The sequence below is a fragment of the Klebsiella sp. CN_Kp097 genome (assembly GCF_040064495.1).
Lineage (GTDB): Bacteria > Pseudomonadota > Gammaproteobacteria > Enterobacterales > Enterobacteriaceae > Klebsiella > Klebsiella aerogenes.
In genome coordinates this window covers 59226-78914 of sequence record NZ_JBEAIL010000024.1, presented here as the reverse complement: position 1 = coordinate 78914, position 19689 = coordinate 59226, and the positions used below count along the sequence as shown (strand labels likewise).

Below are 19689 nucleotides of genomic sequence, written 5' to 3'. Positions count from 1 at the left end.
TGACTCCTGTGCTCAGAGGCCGACATCCGGCAGCGTCGGACGAGTGGCCAGCGCCTGTTCAACGATCGCCACCACCTGCTGGCGCGTTTCGCCTTCCAGCGCCAGACGCGGCGGACGGGTAATGGCGCTACCGCGGCCCAGCAACTCTTCACACAGCTTGATGCACTGCACCAGATCCGGACGCGCATCGAGATGCAGCAGCGGCATGAACCAGCGGTACAACGCCATCGCCTCTTCGTAACGCTGCTGGCGGGCGAGACGGAATAACGTTTCCCCTTCGCGCGGGAAGGCGTTGGACATTCCGGAGATCCAGCCTTCCGCGCCGACGGCAATACTTTCCACCACCACGTCATCCAGCCCGGCAAACAGCACGAAGCGGTCGCCAACGGTGTTACGCAGGTCGATAAAGCGGCGGGTATCGCCGGAGGAGTCTTTAAAGCAGACGATGTTGTCGCAGTCGGTCAGGGTGGCGAGAATGTCCGGCGTCACGTCGTTTTTGTAAATCGGCGGGTTGTTATAGACCATAATCGGCAGGTCGGTAGCGCTCGCCACGCTGCGGAAGTGGGCCGCGGTTTCATGCGGTTTTGAGGAGTAGACCAGCGCCGGCATCACCATGATCCCGTCGACGCCGACGCGCTCCGCCTCTTTCGCCATTTTCTGGGCAAAGGCGGTGGTGAACTCGGCCACCCCGGCGATAACCGGAATTTTGCCGCCGGCGGCATCCTTCGCCACCTCGATAATCTGTAGTTTTTCATCGGTGCTCAGCGAGGTGTTTTCACCCACGCTGCCGCACACCACCAGCCCGGAAACGCCATCTTTCACCAGGTTTTTCATCACCGCGTGAGTGGCATCTAAATCGAGGGAGTAATCGCTACGAAACTGCGTGCTGACCGCCGGGAATACGCCACTCCAGTGAATCGCTTTTTTGCTCATGCTCGGTTCCTTGTCGTCATTTTGTTAAGTCGAAGTGAATGAATGGTGAATATTCACTGACAGATTGACGTGTCGCGGAACCGGCGGCTTGTCGGTTTTCCCTCAATACGATGACGAAATTAGCACAGTCGGCAAAAGTGTGAGCCAGCGTTTATCCGAGCAGCGTGAGGCGAAAATCGCGCGGCGTCGAGCCGGTCATCGCCTTGAACTGGCGGCTAAAGGCGCTGTGATCGGTATACCCGCACTGCAGGGCGATATCGGTAATCGGCGTATCGCCAGCCAGCAGTTCGGTAGCTTTTTCCAGCCGCACTTTGTGGATCATTTGCCGCGGAGTGAGATGAAAGATCCGTTTGCAGTAGCGTTCGATCTGCGCAATCGACATTCCGCTTAAGGCAGTCAACTCTTCCATGGCGATCGGCCGGTGATAATGGCGGCGGATATGATCATCGACGATCGCCAGCCGCTGCCACGCCGGATGACGGGCGTGGGCCTCCTGCAGATCGTGCGAGATCCCGGCCATGCCGATCACCTGCCCGCTGATATCGCGTAGCGCCAGTTTCTGCGTCAGGCACCAGCCGCGCTCGCGACCATTGTAGAGATGCATTTCCAGCTGATCGCGCAGGGTCACGCCTTCGCGCAACACCCGAAGATCCTGCTCGGTATAACCCTGACCCAGCGCGGAAGGAAAGACATCAGCGGAGGTTTTGCCCAGCAGCGAGGAGACGCTTTTGAAACCACAGCGGCGGGCCAGCGTCAGGTTCGCCAGCAGATAGCGCGCCTGACGATCTTTGATAAAAAAGACCACATTAGGGATGGCATTGAGCAGGGGCGCAATCAGCGCCAGCGCATTCAGCAGCGCGGGCATATTTTCCGGCCGCTGGCGCGCCAGCCCTTCGCAGATCTGGCTTAGCTCATCGACGGCCAGCTCAGGTTGGTTAACCGCCCGCGGCGGCGGCGCATCAGAAACACCGATCATAAGGCCTCCTCATGGTAAGTGACCGAAGGATATTTATTCACTTTCCGTTAACACCTCAAGCAGCAACCGTCGGTTTTGCGATCCTGGATCCGCTTTACGCCTTCCCCTGGTTTAGCCACTGGCACAATGGTCGCTTTCGGTTTACCACAGCATTAAACAAATGATTAATAAGAAATAACTATGTGAAATAGAAATATACCGCGCTCATTACTGTGCAGATTTCGTCATTTTCTCTGACGAAAGCGCTCAAGCAGGTCGGGAAAGGTTGCGCCAGCATGATGAAACATGTTGTTAACTTCCGGAGAGTCTGATGACCGCGCCACGCCCCCCTATTACGTTGAGAGCTATTGATTCACACACCGGCGGCGAACCAACCCGCCTGATCGTTGACGGATTCCCCGATCTCGGCGGCGGCAGCATGGCGAAGCGCCGCGACCGCTTCGCCCGCGACTTCGACCATTGGCGTCAGGCGGCCATTCTCGAACCGCGTGGTAATGACGTACTGGTCGGCGCGCTGCTGTGCAAACCGGTCTCGGCGGCGGCTACCGCTGGCGTGATTTTCTTCAACAATGCCGGTTTTCTGAATATGTGCGGCCACGGCACAATCGGGCTTATCGCCTCGCTGGCCTGGCTTGGGCGTATCCAGCCCGGCGTACATCTGATTGAAACACCGGTCGGCGACGTAAGCGCCACGTTGCACGACGATGGCAGCGTATCGGTGCAAAACGTCCCGGCCCGCCGCTGGAAAAAACAGATCCGCGTTGAAACCGCGCTGGGTCCCGTCATCGGCGATATTGCCTGGGGCGGTAACTGGTTTTTCCTGATTAACGACCACCCGTTTGCCATTACCCCCGAACATATTCCACAGCTCACCGACTACGCCTGGGCAGTGCGCGAGGGGCTGGAAGCCGCGGGGATCCGCGGCGACGACGGAGGAGTTATCGATCATATTGAGCTGTTCGCTGATGACGATACCGCCGACAGCCGCAGCTTCGTACTCTGTCCGGGAAAGGCCTGGGATCGCTCGCCGTGCGGTACCGGCACCAGCGCCAAGCTGGCCTGCCTGGCGCAGGATGGCAAGTTGCAGCCGGGGGAAATCTGGCGGCAGGCCAGCATCATCGGTAGCCGGTTTACCGCCAGCTACCAGCGCACCGCTGAAGGCATCATCCCAACGATCCGAGGCGAAGCCTGGGTCTGCGGCGATAACCAATTGATCCTCAACCCTGACGATCCCTTCTGCTGGGGGATCGCGCCGTGAAGCAGTGCGACGTCATCGTGATCGGCGCCGGGATCATCGGCGCCGCCTGCGCGTGGCAGCTGGCGAAGCGGGGGCAGAGCGTGACGCTTATCGATGACGGTCAGCCTGGCGCGACGGCGGCCGGTATGGGCCATCTGGTGTGCATGGATGACGACCCCGCCGAGCTTGCATTATCGGCATGGTCGCTGGAACGCTGGCGCGCTATCACGCCACGGATGCCCGACAATTGCGCCTGGCGCGGCTGCGGTACGCTGTGGCTGGCGGAAAGCGAAGAAGAGATGGCCGTGGCTGGCGACAAACAGCGGCGGATGGCCGGCCATCAGGTGCACAGCGAACTCCAGACCCCGCAGCAGATCGCCGGGCGCGAGCCGCTGCTGCGCGGCGGGCTGGCCGGCGGCCTGTGGGTGCCAGGCGATGGCATCGTCTACGCGCCGAACGTCGCCCGCTGGCTGATTACCGATGCCGGAAACCATCTTACCTGCCTGCGCGATAGCGTACAGACGATTGACGAGCCGCAGGTGCTGCTCGCCAGCGGCCAACGGCTACAGGCGCGGGCGATCGTGGTGGCCTGCGGCCTTGAAGCTAACGCGCTGTTAGCGGAAAACTGGCTGCGACCGAAAAAAGGCCAACTGGCGATTACCGATCGCTATGGGCCGCAGGTGCATCACCAGCTGGTTGAGCTGGGTTACGGCGCCAGCGCCCACGGCGGCGGCACCTCGGTGGCGTTTAACCTTCAGCCGCGGCCAACCGGCCAGCTGCTAATTGGCTCTTCGCGTCAGTTTGATAACCGCGAGCGCGAGTTGGATCTGCCGTTGCTGGCGCAGATGCTCGATCGCGCCCGCCATTTCGTGCCGGCGCTGGCGACGTTGAATATCATCCGCTGCTGGAGCGGCCTGCGCGCCGCCTCGCCGGATGGCAATCCGTTGATCGGCCCGCACCCCACCCGCCGTGGTTTATGGCTAGCGCTGGGCCATGAAGGGCTGGGCGTCACCACTGCCCCGGCCTCGGCTGAACTGCTGGCGGCGCAGATCCTCGATGAACGCTGCCCATTGGCTCCCGACGCCTGGCTCCCGGCTCGTTTATCTCAACAGGAGGCGATTGCATGAATGCCACGCTCACTATCATCGTTGATGGCGAAGCACTGACGGTGCCGGAAGGGATCAGCGTGGCGGCGGCGCTGGCGTTGACCGGCGACCCCACCACCCGCCAGGGGGTTAACGGCGGCCTCCGCGCGCCGTTTTGCGGCATGGGCGTCTGCCAGGAGTGCCGGGTCACCGTCGATGGCCTACGGGTGCTGGCCTGCCAGACCCTGTGCCGGTCCGATATGCAAATAGAAAGGAGCCGCGATGAACACGCTGCGCTGTGACATTTTAATCCTCGGCGCCGGCCCCGCAGGGATGGCGGCCGCGCTCTCCGCCGCCGCCTGCAATAAACAGGTGATTATTCTCGACGATAATCCCGCCCCTGGCGGGCAAATCTGGCGTGCCGGTCCGCAGGCGACGCAGCCCGCCCTGGCCCGGCACTACCGCGACGCCATCGCCGCGTCTGCCGCCATCCGGTTAGTGAACGGCGCGCGGCTGATTGCCCGCCCCTCCGCGTACAGCGTGCTGTTTGAAACCGCCGACAGCGGTGGCGTGGTTTACTGGCAGAAACTGATCCTCTGCTGCGGCGCGCGCGAGCTGTCGCTGCCCTTTCCCGGCTGGACCTTACCCGGCGTGACCGGCGCGGGCGGCCTGCAGGCGCAAATCAAACAGGGCCTGGCGCTGAAAGGAGAAAAGGTGGTGATTGCCGGCAGCGGTCCGCTACTGCTGGCGGTGGCGGATACGGTGAACAAGGCCGGAGGCGAAGTGACGAATATCATTGAGCAAGCGCCGCTACCGGCACTGCTGCGCTTCGCCGGCGGGCTGTGGCGCTGGCCGCAGAAGCTGCGCCAGTTAGCGACGCTGGCTCCGAAAGGCTATCTTAGCGGCACGCAGGTGATCCGCGCTCACGGCACAACGCGGCTGGAAGCCGTTACGTTGCGCCAGCGCGGCGTCGAGCGAACTATCGCCTGCGATCGGCTGGCTATCGGCTACGGGCTGATACCCAATATCGAGACAGCGCTGCTGTTTGGCTGCGCCACGGCGCAGGAGGCGATACAGGTTAACCGCTGGCAGCAGACCAGCATCGCGGATATCTACGCCGCCGGCGAGTGCACCGGTTTCGGCGGTAGCGAACTGGCGCTGGCGGAGGGCGAAATCGCCGGTTTTGCCGCCGCCGGGGCCAGCCATCAAGCGCAGGCGTTATTTGCCCGCCGCGCCCGCTGGCAGCGCTTCGCCGACGCCATAAACCGCGCCTTCCGGCTGGCGGAATCTTTGAAAAACGCGGCGACGCCGGAGAGCCTGCTGTGCCGCTGCGAGGATGTGCGCTGCGGCGATGTGGCGGCAGCCGGAGGCTGGCCGCAGGCCAAACTTACCCAGCGCTGCGGAATGGGCGCCTGTCAGGGGCGCACCTGCGCCGCCAGCGCCCGCTGGTTATATGGCTGGCCGCTGCCGCAGCCGAGAGAACCGCTGGCCCCTGCCCGCGCGGAAACGCTTATTGCCCTCGCCAGGTTGAGCGCCGAGCCGTAACCGCTACTCTTCTTCATCACCGCGCCCGGCAGGGACGCCAAGCGCAATAAACTCCTCCAGCAGCGTGGTCAACTGACGCATCTTCTCCGCCGTAAACTGCGCTTCTATCTGCCGGTAGGCCTCTTCCACCTGCGCCTGGGCGCTCTCATACAGCGCCAGCCCGGCGGGCGTCAGCGACAGGTAGAGCTTGCGCTGATCGTTGACCGGTTTTAAACGCAACACTAAACCGTCGCGCTCCATGCGCGTCAGAATCCCGGTCAGGCTGGGGCGCAAAATGCAGGCGCGCCAGGCCAGGTCGTGGAAATCCATCGATGGGTTTTCCGCAAGGATACGCACAATACGCCACTGCTGTTCGGTCAGGTTGTGGCGTTTGACGATCGGCCGGAAATGGGCCATCGCCGCTTCCCGCGCCTGCAGCAGCGCAATGGTTAATGAATCATGCATGGTATCCCCTCAACAACGCTCACCAAAACTTATTAACAATTTAATAATTAGCCATAATCCTGCCATGTACAACCGGTTTCTGCACCTGAAAAGTACCAGTCGTCATTAAAAATAAATATATCTATATGATAAATAATAAATAAATAAAAAATATGTAAATATTGTGTTAATCCGATCACAAAACATTCACTTCTATTTGCCAAACCGGCGCGCAAAGAATAAAAGATGATTATTAACATATTAATGAAATTCCTTCGAATCGATAATCAGTACCAGAGGAGTGGTGAATGAAAGGTACCATCTTCGCCGTTGCGCTCAATCATCGCAGCCAGCTCGACGCCTGGCGCGAAGCGTTTCAACAGGCCCCCTACAAGACGCCGCCGAAAACCGCGGTCTGGTTCATCAAACCCCGTAATACCGTAATTGGCGATGGCGAAGCCATTCCCCATCCGCAGGGCGAGACCGTACAAAGCGGCGCGACGGTGGCGCTGATTGTCGGCAAAACCGCGCGTAAAGTGGCGGCGGAAGAGGCGGCGTACTATATCGCCGGCTACGCGCTGGCTAACGACGTTAGCCTGCCGGAAGAGAGTTTTTATCGCCCGGCGATCAAAGCCAAATGCCGGGATGGCTTCTGCCCCATCGGCGCGCTGTCGGCGGTGCGCAACGTCGATAACCTGACCATCATCACCGAAATCAACGGCCGCGAGGCGGATAGCTGGCATACCGGCGATCTGCAGCGTAACGCCACGCAGCTGCTTAGCGCCTTAAGCGAGTTCGCCACCCTCAATCCCGGCGACGCGATCCTTATCGGCACGCCCCACTCTCGCGTCACGCTGCGCCCCGGCGACCGCGTACGAATTCTCGCCGACGGTTTCCCGGCGCTCGAAAACCCGGTTGTCGCAGAAGGAGAGCTGGCATGAAACAGGCACGCATTGAATGGCAAGGACAGGTACGCGACGTGCTGGTCGATGAACGCGACCAGGTGCGCCTGCACGATGGCACGGTATTGAAAGAAGGCGAATTCCGCTGGCTGCCGCCCGCCGACGGCACGCTGTTCGCGCTGGGGCTGAATTACGCCGACCACGCCAGCGAGCTGGAGTTTAAACCGCCAACCGAGCCTTTGGTATTCATCAAAGCGCCAAACACCTTTATTGGCCACCAGCAGCAGTCGGTACGCCCGGATAACGTCGAATACATGCACTACGAAGCCGAACTGGTGGTAGTGATCGGGAAAACCGCGCGCCGCGTCAGCGAAGCCGAGGCCATGGATTATGTCGCTGGCTATACCGTATGCAACGACTACGCGATCCGCGACTATCTGGAAAACTACTACCGCCCGAACCTGCGGGTGAAAAGCCGCGATACCCTGACGCCGATTGGCCCGTGGATCGTCGCCAAAGAGGCGATCCCGGATCCGCATAATCTGGCCCTGCGCACCTGGGTCAACGGCGAACTGCGCCAGCAGGGCACCACCGCCGATCTGATCTTCAGCATCCCGTTCCTCATCGCTTATTTAAGCGAATTTATGACCCTGCAACCGGGCGACATGATCGCCACCGGCACGCCGAAAGGGCTATCCGATGTGGTGCCGGGCGACGAGGTGATCGTTGAAGTTGAGGGCGTGGGCCGCCTGGTCAACCATATCATCAGCCAGCAAGCGTATGAGGAGACACTGTCATGAAAAAGATTAACCATTGGATCAACGGTAAAAACGTTGCCGGCGCAGACTATTTTCATACCACCAACCCGGCCACCGGCGAGGTACTGGCTGAAGTCGCCTCCGGCGGCGAAGCCGAAATCAACCAGGCGGTAGCGGCGGCGAAAGAGGCCTTCCCGAAGTGGGCTAACCTGCCGATGAAAGAGCGCGCGCGCCTGATGCGCCGCCTGGGCGATTTGATCGATCAGAACGTCCCGGAGATCGCGGCGATGGAAACCGCCGATACCGGGCTGCCTATCCACCAGACCAAAAACGTGCTGATCCCGCGGGCGTCGCATAACTTCGAATTTTTCGCCGAAGTATGCCAGCAGATGAACGGCAAAACCTATCCGGTCGACGACAAGATGCTTAACTACACCCTCGTGCAGCCGGTTGGCGTCTGCGCGCTGGTGTCGCCGTGGAACGTGCCGTTTATGACCGCAACCTGGAAGGTGGCGCCGTGCCTGGCGCTGGGCAATACCGCGGTGCTGAAAATGTCCGAGCTGTCGCCGCTGACCGCCGATCGTCTGGGCGAACTGGCGCTGGAAGCCGGGATCCCGGCTGGCGTGCTCAACGTGGTGCAGGGCTATGGCGCCACCGCTGGCGACGCGCTGGTACGCCATCATGATGTGCGCGCCGTCTCCTTCACCGGCGGCACCGCCACTGGCCGCAACATTATGAAGAACGCCGGCCTGAAAAAGTACTCCATGGAGCTCGGCGGAAAATCGCCGGTGCTGATTTTTGAAGACGCCGATATTGAGCGCGCGCTCGACGCCGCGCTGTTCACCATTTTCTCGATCAACGGCGAACGCTGCACCGCCGGTTCACGCATTTTCATTCAGCAGAGTATTTATCCGGAGTTCGTCAAGCGCTTCGCCGAGCGCGCCAACCGCCTGCGCGTAGGCGATCCGACCGATCCGAATACCCAGGTCGGCGCGCTGATTAGCAAGCAGCACTGGGAGAAAGTGTCCGGCTACATTCGCCTCGGTATCGAAGAGGGGGCCACCCTGCTGGCCGGCGGCGCGGATAAGCCGTCCGACCTGCCGGCGCATCTGAAAGCCGGCAACTTCCTGCGCCCGACGGTACTGGCGGATGTCGACAACCGCATGCGCGTCGCCCAGGAAGAGATTTTTGGCCCGGTTGCCTGCCTGCTGCCGTTCAAAGATGAAGCGGAAGGGCTGCGCCTGGCCAACGATGTGGAGTACGGCCTGGCGTCGTACATCTGGACCCAGGACGTCAGCAAAGTGCTGCGTCTGGCGCGCGGTATTGAAGCCGGGATGGTGTTCGTCAATACCCAGAACGTGCGCGACCTGCGTCAGCCGTTCGGCGGCGTGAAGGCCTCCGGCACCGGCCGCGAAGGCGGCGAGTACAGCTTTGAAGTGTTCGCCGAAATGAAAAACGTCTGCATCTCGATGGGCGACCATCCGATCCCGAAATGGGGAGTCTGATATGGGTAAGTTAGCGTTAGCAGCAAAAATCACTCACGTGCCGTCGATGTATCTGTCTGAGCTGCCGGGGAAAAACCATGGCTGCCGTCAGGGCGCGATCGACGGACATAAAGAAATTGGCAAGCGCTGCCGTGAAATGGGCGTCGATACCATTATCGTGTTCGACACCCACTGGCTGGTCAACAGCGCCTACCACATCAACTGTGCCGACCATTTCCAGGGCGTCTACACCAGTAACGAACTGCCGCATTTTATTCGCGACATGACCTACGACTACGACGGCAACCCGGAACTGGGTCACCTGATTGCCGACGAGGCCGTCAAGCTTGGCGTACGCGCCAAGGCGCACAATATTCCGAGCCTGAAGCTGGAATACGGCACCCTGGTGCCGATGCGCTACATGAATAGCGATAAGCATTTCAAAGTGGTGTCCATTTCCGCCTTCTGTACCGTTCACGATTTTGCCGACAGCCGCAAGCTGGGCGAGGCCATCCTCAAGGCCATCGACAAATACGATGGCACCGTGGCGGTGCTGGCTAGCGGTTCGCTGTCGCATCGCTTTATCGACGACCAGCGCGCCGAAGAGGGGATGAACAGCTATACCCGCGAGTTTGACCATCAGATGGATGAGCGCGTGGTGAAGCTGTGGCGCGAAGGCAAATTCAAAGAGTTCTGCACCATGCTGCCGGAGTACGCCGACTACTGCTACGGCGAAGGCAACATGCACGACACGGTGATGCTGCTCGGCCTGCTGGGTTGGGATAAATACGACGGCAAGGTGGAGTTTATCACCGAGCTATTCGCCAGCTCCGGTACCGGCCAGGTTAACGCCGTGTTCCCGCTGCCGGCGCAGGCGTAAGGAGGCCCCATGCCGCATTTTATCGCCGAGTGTAGCGACAATATCCGCGAACAGGCCGATTTACCGGGGCTGTTCGCTAAAGTCAACGAGGCGCTGGCCGCCACCGGTATCTTTCCGATTGGCGGCATTCGTAGCCGCGCCCACTGGCTCGATACCTGGCAGATGGCCGACGGCAAGCATGATTACGCCTTCGTGCATATGACCCTGAAGATCGGCGCCGGGCGCAGCCTTGAGAGCCGTCAGGAGGTGGGCGAAATGCTTTTCGCGCTGATTAAAGCCCACTTTGCCGCGCTGATGGAGAGCCGTTATCTGGCGCTGTCGTTCGCCATGGAAGAACTCGACCCGACGCTGAACTACAAACAGAACAACGTGCACGCGTTATTTAAATAATGTGCAAATTGCCCGGTGGCGCTGCGCTTACCGGGCCTACAACGGCCATGAATTTGTAGGCCGGATAAGCAAAGCGCCATCCGGCAATGCAATGCCACAGGAATCTCTATGCTCGATAAACAGACCCGTACCCTGATTGCCCAGCGGCTGAACCAGGCCGAAAAACAGCGTGAACAGATCCGCGCGATCTCGCTGGATTATCCGTCGATCACCATTGAGGACGCCTACGCCGTCCAGCGCGAGTGGGTCGAGATGAAGATCGCCGAAGGCCGCGTGCTCAAAGGCCACAAGATCGGCCTGACCTCTAAAGCGATGCAGGCCAGTTCGCAGATCAGCGAGCCGGACTACGGCGCGCTGCTCGACGATATGTTCTTTCACGACGGCAGCGATATTCCCACCGACCGCTTTATCGTGCCGCGTATCGAAGTCGAGCTGGCCTTCGTGCTGGCCAAACCGCTGCGCGGCCCGAACTGCACGCTGTTTGATGTCTACAACGCCACCGACTACGTTATCCCGGCGCTGGAGCTTATCGACGCGCGTTGCCACAACATCGACCCGGAAACCCAGCGTCCGCGCAAAGTGTTCGACACTATCTCCGATAACGCCGCCAACGCCGGGGTGATCCTCGGTGGCCGGCCGATTAAACCAGACGAGCTCGACCTGCGCTGGATCTCCGCCCTGCTGTATCGCAACGGCGTGATTGAAGAGACCGGCGTCGCCGCGGGCGTACTCAATCATCCGGCCAACGGCGTGGCGTGGCTGGCCAACAAACTGGCGCCGTACGATGTCCAGCTCGAAGCCGGGCAGATTATCCTCGGCGGCTCCTTCACCCGTCCGGTCCCGGCGCACAAGGGCGATACCTTCCACGTCGACTACGGCAACATGGGCGCCATCAGCTGCCGCTTTGTTTGAGGAGAGCAACATGAACAACGCATTTAAAGAGGCGCTCAAGGCCGGGCGTCCGCAAATCGGCCTGTGGCTTGGGCTGTGCAGCAGCTACAGCGCCGAACTGCTGGCCGGCGCGGGCTTCGACTGGCTGCTGATCGACGGCGAACACGCGCCCAACAATGTACAAACGGTGCTGACCCAGCTTCAGGCCATTGCGCCCTACCCCAGCCAGCCGGTGGTGCGTCCGTCGTGGAACGATCCGGTACAAATTAAACAACTGCTGGACGTCGGCGCGCAAACCCTGCTGGTGCCGATGGTGCAGAACGCCGAAGAAGCGCGGCTGGCGGTCAGAGCCACCCGCTACCCGCCTGCCGGCATTCGCGGCGTCGGCAGCGCGCTGGCCCGCGCCTCGCGCTGGAATCGCGTCCCGGATTATATCCACCGGGCCAATGACGCCATGTGCGTACTGGTGCAGATTGAGACCCGCGAAGCGCTGAAAAATCTGCCGCAGATCCTCGATGTCGAAGGGGTGGATGGCGTGTTTATCGGCCCGGCGGATCTCAGCGCTGATATGGGCCACGGCGGCAACCCACAACACCCGGAAGTGCAGGCCGCCATTGAAGATGCCATCCAGCAAATCCGCCAGGCCGGAAAGGCGCCGGGGATCCTGATGGCCAATGAACAGCTGGCGAAACGCTATCTCGAACTGGGCGCGCTGTTCGTCGCCGTCGGCGTCGATACCACCCTGCTGGCCCGCGGCGCAGAAGCGCTGGCGGCCCGTTTTACCCACACCGCAACCACCACAACCGATAACAATAAATCCGTCTATTGAACGGATAATGTGGAGCGCAACATGACTACCTCTACCCTGCAACACAATGATAATAAAGCCGTTGAAGTAGAAAACCGGGTGATCAAAAAGCTGTTCCGCCGCCTGATCACCTTCCTGTTTGTTCTCTTTGTTTTCTCATTTTTGGATCGCATTAATATCGGCTTCGCCGGCCTGACGATGGGTAAAGATCTTGGCCTGACCTCCACCATGTTCGGCCTGGCGGCGACGCTGTTCTACGTCACCTACGTGCTGTGCGGGATCCCCAGCAATATCATGCTGGCGAAAGTTGGCGCGCGCCGCTGGATCGCCGGGATCATGGTGGTCTGGGGGATCGCCTCGACCTGCACCATGTTCGCCACCAGCCCGCATACGCTGTATATCCTGCGCATGCTGGTCGGCATCGCCGAAGCCGGTTTTCTGCCGGGGATCCTCGTCTATCTGACCTGGTGGTTCCCGGCCTACCATCGCGCCCGCGCCAACGCCCTGTTTATGATCGCCATGCCGGTAACCATGATGCTCGGCTCGATACTTTCCGGCTATATCCTGGCGCTCGACGGCCTGTGGAACCTGAAAGGCTGGCAGTGGCTATTTCTGCTGGAAGGCCTGCCGTCGGTGGTGCTCGGCGTCGTCACCTGGTTCTTCCTCAACGACACGCCGGATAAAGCCAACTGGCTGGACAACGAAGAGAAACAGGCGCTGAAGGCGATGATCGATCGCGAACGGGAACATGCGGCGATCGTCCCGGCTTCGCCGCGTTCCACGCTGCGCGAAGTACTGACGCCAGCGGTGCTGATGTATACCCTCGCCTACTTCTGCCTGACCAATACCCTCAGCGCTATTAATATCTGGACGCCGCAGATCCTGCAGAGCTTCAACACCGGCAGTAGCAACATCATGATTGGCCTGCTGGCGGCGATCCCGCAGTTCTGCACCATTTTCGGCATGATCTGGTGGAGCCGCCGCTCCGACCGGCGCAAAGAGCGCAAGATGCATACCATCCTGCCCTACCTGTTCGCCGCGGCGGGTTGGCTGCTGGCTTCGGCAACGCACCACAGCCTGATCCAACTGATCGGCATTATTATGGCTTCGGTGGGATCCTTTACCGCGATGGCCATTTTCTGGACCACCCCGGATCGGGTGATCAGCCTGCAATCGCGCGCGGTGGCGCTGGCGGTGATCAACGCCATCGGCAACGTCGGCTCTGCCGTCAGCCCGCTGTTGATCGGCATTTTGCGCGATACCACCGGCAGCTTTAGCTCCGGGCTGTGGTTTGTCGCCGGGTTGTTGATCGTCGGCGCGCTGGTGCTCACCCGCATTCCGATGAGCCAGCGCGAGGACGCCGCCGCCGCGCCGGGCTTAGCGGCGCAAAAAGGCCACTAAGGAGCGGGTATGTGCCAGCATTCAATCGCCAACATCGACATCAATAAAGATTACGACGAGAGTCTGGGCACCGAAGAGGTGCACTATCAGTCGTTTGCCCGCATGGCGGCCTTTTTTGGCCGCGACATGCAGGCGCATCGCCACGACCGCTATTTTCAGATGCACTTTCTTGATACCGGACAGATTGAGCTGCAGCTTGATGACCACCGCTATTCGGTGCAGGCGCCGCTGTTTGTGATAACGCCGCCCTCGGTACCGCACGCCTTTATTACCGAGTCCGATAGCGATGGTCACGTGTTGACGGTGCACGAAGAACTCATCTGGCCGCTGCTGGAGGTGCTTTATCCCGGTACGCGGGAGACCTTCGGTCTGCCGGGGATCTGCCTGTCGCTGGCGGATAAACCCGACGAGCTGGCGGCGCTGGCGCACTACTGGCAGCTGATTCGCCGTGAATCCACCGCTCAGTTGCCGGGGCGCGAGCATACCCTGGCGCTGCTGGCGCAGGCGGTATTTACCCTGCTGCTGCGCAACGCCAGGCTCGACGATCATGCCGCCAGCGGCATGCGCGGCGAGCTGAAATTATTCCAGCGCTTTAACCAGATGATCGACAGCCACTTCCATCAACACTGGACGGTACCGGATTACGCCAGCGAGCTGCATCTGACCGAATCGCGGTTGACCGATATCTGCCGCCGCTTCGCCAACCGCCCGCCGAAGCGGCTGATATTCGACCGCCAGCTACGCGAGGCGAAGCGGCTGCTGCTGTTTTCCGATAGCGCGGTCAATGAGATAGCCTGGCAGCTGGGGTTTAAAGATCCCGCTTATTTTGCGCGCTTTTTTAGCCGCCAGGTCGGCTGCTCGCCAAGCAGTTACCGGGCGCAAAAAGTACCGGTGTCGTAATACCCCGGCGGCGCGGCGCTTGCCGGGGCTACAGACCACAGGGCCGGTCAGCGCCGCGCCGCCTGCCAAAAGCTGCAGAGATCACAAAATTCACTCCCGCCTGAAAAGTACCCGCCGTTGTCGCAAACGTCCCTTCACGACAAGCGCAATAACCGCTTCAATTAAACAACAAAAACAAAACATATATTTAACATCATTATTCCGATAAATACTGAAGAGGCCCCTATGAAACCTGAAGATTTCCGCGCCGACGCGAAACGCCCGTTAACTGGCGAAGAGTATTTAAAAAGCCTGCAGGATGGCCGCGAAATTTATATCTACGGCGAGCGCGTGAAGGATGTCACCACGCATCCGGCCTTCCGTAATGCCGCGGCTTCCGTCGCTCAGCTGTACGATGCGCTGCATAAACCGGAGATGCAGGATTCCCTGTGCTGGGGCACCGATACCGGTAGCGGCGGCTACACCCACAAATTCTTCCGCGTGGCGAAAAGCGCCGACGATCTGCGCCAGCAGCGCGACGCCATCGCCGAATGGTCGCGCTTAAGCTACGGCTGGATGGGCCGCACCCCGGACTACAAAGCCGCCTTCGGCTGCGCGCTGGGCGCCAACCCGGCGTTTTACGGCCAGTTCGAGCAGAACGCCCGCAACTGGTACACCCGCATTCAGGAAACCGGCCTGTACTTTAACCACGCTATCGTCAACCCGCCGATCGACCGCCACAAGCCGGCCGATGAAGTGAAGGATGTCTACATCAAGCTGGAAAAAGAGACCGATGCCGGGATCATCGTCAGCGGCGCGAAAGTGGTCGCCACCAACTCGGCGCTGACCCACTACAACATGATCGGCTTCGGCTCCGCGCAGGTGATGGGCGAGAACCCGGACTTCGCGCTGATGTTCGTCGCGCCGATGGATGCCGAAGGCGTCAAGCTTATCTCCCGCGCCTCCTATGAGATGGTCGCCGGCGCGACCGGATCGCCGTACGACTATCCGCTTTCCAGCCGTTTCGACGAGAACGACGCGATTCTGGTAATGGATAAGGTGCTGATCCCATGGGAGAACGTACTGATTTATCGCGACTTTGACCGCTGCCGCCGCTGGACCATGGAAGGTGGTTTCGCCCGCATGTACCCGCTGCAGGCCTGCGTGCGCCTGGCGGTAAAACTCGACTTTATCACCGCCCTGCTGAAGCGTTCTCTGGAATGTACCGGCACCCTCGAATTCCGCGGCGTACAGGCCGACCTTGGCGAAGTGGTGGCGTGGCGCAACATGTTCTGGGCGTTAAGCGATTCCATGTGCTCGGAAGCGACGCCGTGGGTCAACGGCGCATGGCTGCCGGATCACGCCGCGCTGCAGACCTATCGCGTGATGGCACCGATGGCCTACGCCAAGATCAAGAACATCATCGAGCGTAACGTCACCAGCGGCCTGATTTATCTGCCGTCCAGCGCCCGCGATCTGAACAACCCGCAGATCGATCAGTATCTGGCGAAGTACGTGCGCGGCTCCAACGGTATGGATCACGTTGAACGTATCAAGATCCTCAAACTGATGTGGGACGCCATCGGCAGCGAATTCGGCGGCCGCCATGAACTGTATGAGATCAACTACTCCGGTAGTCAGGATGAAATTCGCCTGCAGTGTCTGCGCCAGGCGCAGAGCTCCGGCAATATGGACAAAATGATGGCGATGGTCGACCGCTGCCTGTCCGAGTACGACCAGAACGGCTGGAGGGTGCCGCATCTGCACAATAACGCTGATATCAACATGTTGGATAAGCTGCTGAAGTAATTCACAGCGGGAGGTCATAATGCAATTAGATGAACAACGCCTGCGTTTTCGCGATGCCATGGCCAGCCTGTCGGCTGCGGTTAACGTTGTCACCACCGCAGGTGAAGCCGGCCGCTGCGGCATTACCGCCACGGCGGTTTGCTCGGTGACGGATATGCCGCCATCGGTGATGGTTTGTATCAACGCCAACAGCGCGATGAACCCGGTCTTTCAGGGCAACGGCAAGTTGTGCATCAACGTGCTGAACCACGAACAGGAAATCATGGCCCGTCATTTCGCCGGGATGACCGGGGTGACGATGGAAGAGCGGTTTGCCCTCAGCGGCTGGCAGCAGGGCGCGCTCGGACAGCCGGTGCTGAAGGGGTCGCTGGCCAGCCTCGAAGGCGAGATTAGCCAGGTGCAAACCATTGGTACCCACCTGGTGTATCTGGTGGAGATCCGCAATATCACCCTAAGCCCGCAAGGGCACGGCCTGATTTACTTTAAACGCCGTTTCCACCCGGTGATGATGGAAATGGAAGTCGCGGTGTAATGGCCTCACCTGCCTCTCCCCGGATAACGGGGAGGGGCTACACAGATTCGCGTTAGCGTTCCTGCCGGGCAAACGGTGTCAGCGCCGCGCCGCCTGCGCGTTCAGCTTGCCCTGCGTCACCGCCAGCTGGTTCTGCTCTTTCTTCTTGTCACATAGCGGGCTCATAATATTATGAACAAGCTTCTTCTGAACGTGAACTAGAATCCTTCAACCTTAAAAAGGCGCGAAAGAATAATTCCGATACCTAGTACCCCTCCTCCCACACTCCCGATTTTTATGCCTTGTAGGATATCATTCCATGACAATTGAAATTCATCACCCAGAATCCATAGCACTGTAACAAAAAAAAATTTTGCCAATAGCCCAGTAATAATTACAGAGAACATACAGACAAAAAATATGCAAAAACTAGCGATCATTTTTCTTTTTAAAAGAAAGATTGAACTACTCATTTCTTAACCTTATTGATAATTTCTTGAGTTTCAACACTGCCGTATTCTGTGCTAAAGGAACCAGTTATATTTCCTGTTGCTCCAGGAATTTTACTTGGCGACATTTCTTTCGATATTCCAATCAGCCCTTTTATTTCCGTATATTTTAATCTAACGGGATCAAATTTGGGGTCCCATCCACCAGTTATCCATTTACCGATTGTATTTGCAGTAGGCTTCACTACATAATGACCAACCCCATATCCTAATCCAGAGCCAACACTACTTGTTATAGCCCCAACCATGGGGTCATCTCCTTTAATATAACTTGATGTTGCTCCACCTGCCGCATTCCATCCCACAGTTCCTAACCAACCAGTTTTTGCGGTTGCTGCTCCAACCCAAGTCGCTATCAACGCATCTGTGTAATTCACTTCACGAGTCGTGGCATATTGTATTGCAGTATTGGCTCCGCCACTGATGGTTGCTGTTATCAGAGCCCCCTTTGGCAATATACCTAACCCAACAGTACCTGCCAGATGGGCTGATACTACTGCATTCCCTTTTGCCACATCTTCAGCAAGTTTTCCTTTACAGTCTGTATCGCAGTCTGGCGTCTGGCTGTGAATGATTTCCGCCACATACGGGCTCACTGCGCCACTCGTCGCCTGCGCAAGGTTGCCCCCGCCAGACCCTGCATCGCCGCCGTTACCGCCTGCGCCACCTTCTGGTACTTTCCGCCCGTATCGTAGTTTATTATATGGATAGGATCGCGGCACTGGCGCCGGGATCTTTTTAAATAGCTATATTAGTGGATATTAAATCGATGTTTAATCCATAAACCAATGATTATTACCCCGCTAACAAACGAGCCAATTTTTATACTCAAAAACAAATAATTAATAACTGAAACATTAATAGTTCCTGTTTCGAAATAAAAAATAATTGGCTTAATAAAAAGTGCAAGAAATGAACTCAAGCTCATGATTATCATCAGAACAGTGAAAACAGTGAGCCAACGGTAAAAATCATTTTTCATTTTCAGTTCTCTTCCACAAATTATTAGTAGTTTTAGAGCCACCTTGTCCTGTTGCTTCTGTAATGATTGATGATATAGCGTTCCCAGATATTCCAGGTATCGGTGATAAAGGTAATGGTTTGCTTATTCCCATCTCCAAATTAACCCACTCGTAATTTTTCCATGCAGGATTAACCCATTTATCTAATGAAATTTTGGCAACTTTACCTATTCCATAACCGATACCCGAAGCGGCACCACTTATTACGCCACCTTTAAATGGATCATCACCGTTCAGATAGCTGGATGTTGCACCACCTGCCGCATTCCAGCCCACGGTTCCCCAGGCTCCCGTATTTGCAGTAAATGCTCCAACATACGTCGCAATGAGCACATCCGTTGGATTAACTTCTCCATTCATAAGATACTGGATACCAGCATTTGCCGTTCCACCTATCGCGCCAGTAATCTGCATTCCTCCCGGCAGATAGATTAGCCCCGCTGAAGCCAACGCACCTGCATAAGCTTTATTTTCAGCAATTCCTCGCTGGCAGGCTTCACCAGACGGGTTATCTGCGCATGAGAGAACATCTGCGCCATGCTCTCTGGCTTTCTCACCCTGGCTCCATTCGTTCCCGCCCATCAGGTTATTCTCCACCGCATTCTTCCCGGCCTGCGCCCCCGCCACCGCATCCGCGCTGCTGCCTCCGCTAAGCCCCCCCATCAGTCCCGCCGCCAGCGTACTCAGCGCGCTTATCGTCGACTTCTGCTCATCCGACAGCTCTTCTGTCTTAACACCCGGATAATATTCCGCCGCTATCCAGCGCCCCAGCAGCTCGCCGCTCACTGCGCCTGCCGCTCCCGCCAGCGCGCTGTTATTTCCCGATGCCGCCGCTATCGCTCCCCACACCGCGTGCGCCATCGCATTGGCTTCCACATTCACCTTACCCGTCGCGCTGTCCGTCGTCTGGCTGTGAATGATTTCCGCCACATACGGACTCACTGCCCCGCTCGCCGCCTGCGCCAGGTTGCCGCCCGCCAGACCCTGCATCGCCGCCGTTACCGCCTGCGCCACCTTCTGGTACTTTCCGCCCGTATCGTAGTCCGCCGTCGCCGTCCGGCTCACCTGCGCGCTGATTTGTTCCTCGCTCGGACTGCCATTCCCTCCCGCTACCAGCTTCGCCCGCGCCGCTGCCCGCGCCGCCGGGTCGCTCTGCGCCGCCTGCGCGTTCAGCTTGCCCTGCGTCACCAGCACATCACTCACCTGGCGCCCGATTTCACCTATCTTCTGCGCCGTCGCCAGACGG

20 protein-coding genes are annotated in these 19689 nt (G+C 58.9%); 15 read left to right on the top strand and 5 right to left on the bottom strand.

Annotated elements, in window-relative coordinates; genetic code table 11:
• Window positions 1-12 precede the first annotated feature (12 nt).
• Window positions 13-933, bottom strand: coding sequence for a dihydrodipicolinate synthase family protein (locus ABLV07_RS19830; RefSeq protein WP_008807565.1), 921 nt, complete (start codon window positions 931-933; stop codon window positions 13-15).
• A 151-nt stretch (window positions 934-1084) separates the two neighbouring features.
• Window positions 1085-1909 carry an AraC family transcriptional regulator gene (locus tag ABLV07_RS19825; protein ID WP_015368421.1) on the bottom strand — a complete coding sequence of 275 codons (825 nt, stop codon included), beginning with the start codon at window positions 1907-1909 and terminating at the stop codon, window positions 1085-1087.
• Window positions 1910-2219: 310 nt separating this feature from the next.
• Between ABLV07_RS19825 and ABLV07_RS19820 the strand changes: the two genes are divergently transcribed.
• Genes ABLV07_RS19820 through ABLV07_RS19805 form a run of 4 tightly spaced genes read left to right on the top strand, consistent with a single transcriptional unit; the run spans window position 2220 to window position 5776 of the window.
• A complete protein-coding gene (locus tag ABLV07_RS19820; RefSeq protein WP_348853820.1) occupies window positions 2220-3167 on the top strand; it encodes a 4-hydroxyproline epimerase in 948 nt (315 codons plus the stop codon).
• A complete protein-coding gene (locus ABLV07_RS19815; RefSeq protein ID WP_049034869.1) occupies window positions 3164-4273 on the top strand; it encodes an FAD-dependent oxidoreductase in 1110 nt (369 codons plus the stop codon). The genes ABLV07_RS19820 and ABLV07_RS19815 overlap by 4 nt, the downstream gene beginning before the upstream one ends.
• Window positions 4270-4533, top strand: a complete 264-nt coding sequence (locus tag ABLV07_RS19810) for a (2Fe-2S)-binding protein (RefSeq protein WP_015368424.1) — start codon at window positions 4270-4272, stop codon at window positions 4531-4533. The genes ABLV07_RS19815 and ABLV07_RS19810 overlap by 4 nt, the downstream gene beginning before the upstream one ends.
• Window positions 4514-5776, top strand: coding sequence for an FAD/NAD(P)-binding oxidoreductase (locus ABLV07_RS19805; protein WP_348853818.1), 1263 nt, complete (start codon window positions 4514-4516; stop codon window positions 5774-5776). The genes ABLV07_RS19810 and ABLV07_RS19805 overlap by 20 nt, the downstream gene beginning before the upstream one ends.
• Window positions 5777-5779: 3 nt before the next feature.
• Here the strand turns inward: ABLV07_RS19805 and hpaR are convergent, their stop codons facing one another.
• Window positions 5780-6220 (bottom strand): homoprotocatechuate degradation operon regulator HpaR, encoded by a 441-nt coding sequence (gene hpaR / locus ABLV07_RS19800; protein WP_015704296.1) that lies wholly within the window; start codon window positions 6218-6220, stop codon window positions 5780-5782.
• Between the two features lie 287 nt (window positions 6221-6507).
• Between hpaR and ABLV07_RS19795 the strand changes: the two genes are divergently transcribed.
• The 11 genes from ABLV07_RS19795 to ABLV07_RS19745 all read left to right on the top strand — a co-directional run bounded on the left by ABLV07_RS19795 (window position 6508) and on the right by ABLV07_RS19745 (window position 16933).
• The gene (locus tag ABLV07_RS19795) at window positions 6508-7140 is read left to right on the top strand and encodes a fumarylacetoacetate hydrolase family protein (RefSeq protein WP_255041843.1); all 633 of its coding nucleotides are present in this window, start codon (window positions 6508-6510) and stop codon (window positions 7138-7140) included.
• Window positions 7137-7901, top strand: coding sequence for a fumarylacetoacetate hydrolase family protein (locus tag ABLV07_RS19790; RefSeq protein ID WP_020079698.1), 765 nt, complete (start codon window positions 7137-7139; stop codon window positions 7899-7901). Before ABLV07_RS19795 ends, ABLV07_RS19790 begins: the two co-directional genes overlap by 4 nt.
• On the top strand, window positions 7898-9364 hold the full coding sequence (gene hpaE / locus ABLV07_RS19785; protein ID WP_008807572.1) for a 5-carboxymethyl-2-hydroxymuconate semialdehyde dehydrogenase: 1467 nt from the start codon (window positions 7898-7900) through the stop codon (window positions 9362-9364). The genes ABLV07_RS19790 and hpaE overlap by 4 nt, the downstream gene beginning before the upstream one ends.
• A 1-nt stretch (window position 9365) precedes the next feature.
• Window positions 9366-10223 carry a 3,4-dihydroxyphenylacetate 2,3-dioxygenase gene (gene hpaD / locus ABLV07_RS19780; RefSeq protein ID WP_009485358.1) on the top strand — a complete coding sequence of 286 codons (858 nt, stop codon included), beginning with the start codon at window positions 9366-9368 and terminating at the stop codon, window positions 10221-10223.
• A gap of 9 nt (window positions 10224-10232) precedes the next feature.
• On the top strand, window positions 10233-10613 hold the full coding sequence (locus tag ABLV07_RS19775; RefSeq protein WP_015368431.1) for a 5-carboxymethyl-2-hydroxymuconate Delta-isomerase: 381 nt from the start codon (window positions 10233-10235) through the stop codon (window positions 10611-10613).
• A gap of 108 nt (window positions 10614-10721) precedes the next feature.
• The gene (hpaH, locus tag ABLV07_RS19770; RefSeq protein WP_021467849.1) at window positions 10722-11525 is read left to right on the top strand and encodes a 2-oxo-hept-4-ene-1,7-dioate hydratase; all 804 of its coding nucleotides are present in this window, start codon (window positions 10722-10724) and stop codon (window positions 11523-11525) included.
• Window positions 11526-11535: 10 nt separating this feature from the next.
• Window positions 11536-12333: a 4-hydroxy-2-oxoheptanedioate aldolase gene (hpaI, locus tag ABLV07_RS19765; RefSeq protein ID WP_015368432.1), complete on the top strand. Its 798-nt coding sequence runs from the start codon at window positions 11536-11538 to the stop codon at window positions 12331-12333.
• Window positions 12334-12354: 21 nt separating this feature from the next.
• Window positions 12355-13713, top strand: a complete 1359-nt coding sequence (gene hpaX / locus ABLV07_RS19760; RefSeq protein WP_002887477.1) for a 4-hydroxyphenylacetate permease — start codon at window positions 12355-12357, stop codon at window positions 13711-13713.
• A gap of 9 nt (window positions 13714-13722) precedes the next feature.
• Window positions 13723-14613, top strand: coding sequence for a 4-hydroxyphenylacetate catabolism regulatory protein HpaA (gene hpaA / locus ABLV07_RS19755; protein WP_015368434.1), 891 nt, complete (start codon window positions 13723-13725; stop codon window positions 14611-14613).
• A gap of 225 nt (window positions 14614-14838) precedes the next feature.
• Window positions 14839-16401, top strand: a complete 1563-nt coding sequence (gene hpaB, locus ABLV07_RS19750; RefSeq protein WP_348853816.1) for a 4-hydroxyphenylacetate 3-monooxygenase, oxygenase component — start codon at window positions 14839-14841, stop codon at window positions 16399-16401.
• Window positions 16402-16420: 19 nt separating this feature from the next.
• Window positions 16421-16933 (top strand): 4-hydroxyphenylacetate 3-monooxygenase reductase subunit, encoded by a 513-nt coding sequence (locus tag ABLV07_RS19745; protein ID WP_047041225.1) that lies wholly within the window; start codon window positions 16421-16423, stop codon window positions 16931-16933.
• Window positions 16934-17381: 448 nt separating this feature from the next.
• Here the strand turns inward: ABLV07_RS19745 and ABLV07_RS19740 are convergent, their stop codons facing one another.
• Entirely contained in the window at window positions 17382-18005 is a 624-nt protein-coding gene (locus ABLV07_RS19740) for an adhesin (protein WP_348853815.1), read from the bottom strand.
• Between the two features lie 387 nt (window positions 18006-18392).
• Window positions 18393-19646, bottom strand: a complete 1254-nt coding sequence (locus ABLV07_RS19735) for a VENN motif pre-toxin domain-containing protein (RefSeq protein WP_348853814.1) — start codon at window positions 19644-19646, stop codon at window positions 18393-18395.
• Window positions 19647-19689: the final 43 nt, after the last annotated feature.

Bases quoted from the DNA above. Each gene is read 5' to 3' on its own strand.
- ABLV07_RS19830 (WP_008807565.1), bottom strand. From the start codon at position 933: ATGAGCAAAAAAGCGATTCACTGGAGTGGCGTATTCCCGGCGGTCAGC.
- ABLV07_RS19825 (WP_015368421.1), bottom strand. From the start codon at position 1,909: ATGATCGGTGTTTCTGATGCGCCGCCGCCGCGGGCGGTTAACCAACCT.
- ABLV07_RS19820 (WP_348853820.1), top strand. From the start codon at position 2,220: ATGACCGCGCCACGCCCCCCTATTACGTTGAGAGCTATTGATTCACAC.
- ABLV07_RS19810 (WP_015368424.1), top strand. From the start codon at position 4,270: ATGAATGCCACGCTCACTATCATCGTTGATGGCGAAGCACTGACGGTG.
- ABLV07_RS19805 (WP_348853818.1), top strand. From the start codon at position 4,514: ATGAACACGCTGCGCTGTGACATTTTAATCCTCGGCGCCGGCCCCGCA.
- hpaR (WP_015704296.1), bottom strand. From the start codon at position 6,220: ATGCATGATTCATTAACCATTGCGCTGCTGCAGGCGCGGGAAGCGGCG.
- ABLV07_RS19795 (WP_255041843.1), top strand. From the start codon at position 6,508: ATGAAAGGTACCATCTTCGCCGTTGCGCTCAATCATCGCAGCCAGCTC.
- ABLV07_RS19790 (WP_020079698.1), top strand. From the start codon at position 7,137: ATGAAACAGGCACGCATTGAATGGCAAGGACAGGTACGCGACGTGCTG.
- hpaE (WP_008807572.1), top strand. From the start codon at position 7,898: ATGAAAAAGATTAACCATTGGATCAACGGTAAAAACGTTGCCGGCGCA.
- hpaD (WP_009485358.1), top strand. From the start codon at position 9,366: ATGGGTAAGTTAGCGTTAGCAGCAAAAATCACTCACGTGCCGTCGATG.
- ABLV07_RS19775 (WP_015368431.1), top strand. From the start codon at position 10,233: ATGCCGCATTTTATCGCCGAGTGTAGCGACAATATCCGCGAACAGGCC.
- hpaH (WP_021467849.1), top strand. From the start codon at position 10,722: ATGCTCGATAAACAGACCCGTACCCTGATTGCCCAGCGGCTGAACCAG.
- hpaI (WP_015368432.1), top strand. From the start codon at position 11,536: ATGAACAACGCATTTAAAGAGGCGCTCAAGGCCGGGCGTCCGCAAATC.
- hpaX (WP_002887477.1), top strand. From the start codon at position 12,355: ATGACTACCTCTACCCTGCAACACAATGATAATAAAGCCGTTGAAGTA.
- hpaA (WP_015368434.1), top strand. From the start codon at position 13,723: ATGTGCCAGCATTCAATCGCCAACATCGACATCAATAAAGATTACGAC.
- hpaB (WP_348853816.1), top strand. From the start codon at position 14,839: ATGAAACCTGAAGATTTCCGCGCCGACGCGAAACGCCCGTTAACTGGC.
- ABLV07_RS19745 (WP_047041225.1), top strand. From the start codon at position 16,421: ATGCAATTAGATGAACAACGCCTGCGTTTTCGCGATGCCATGGCCAGC.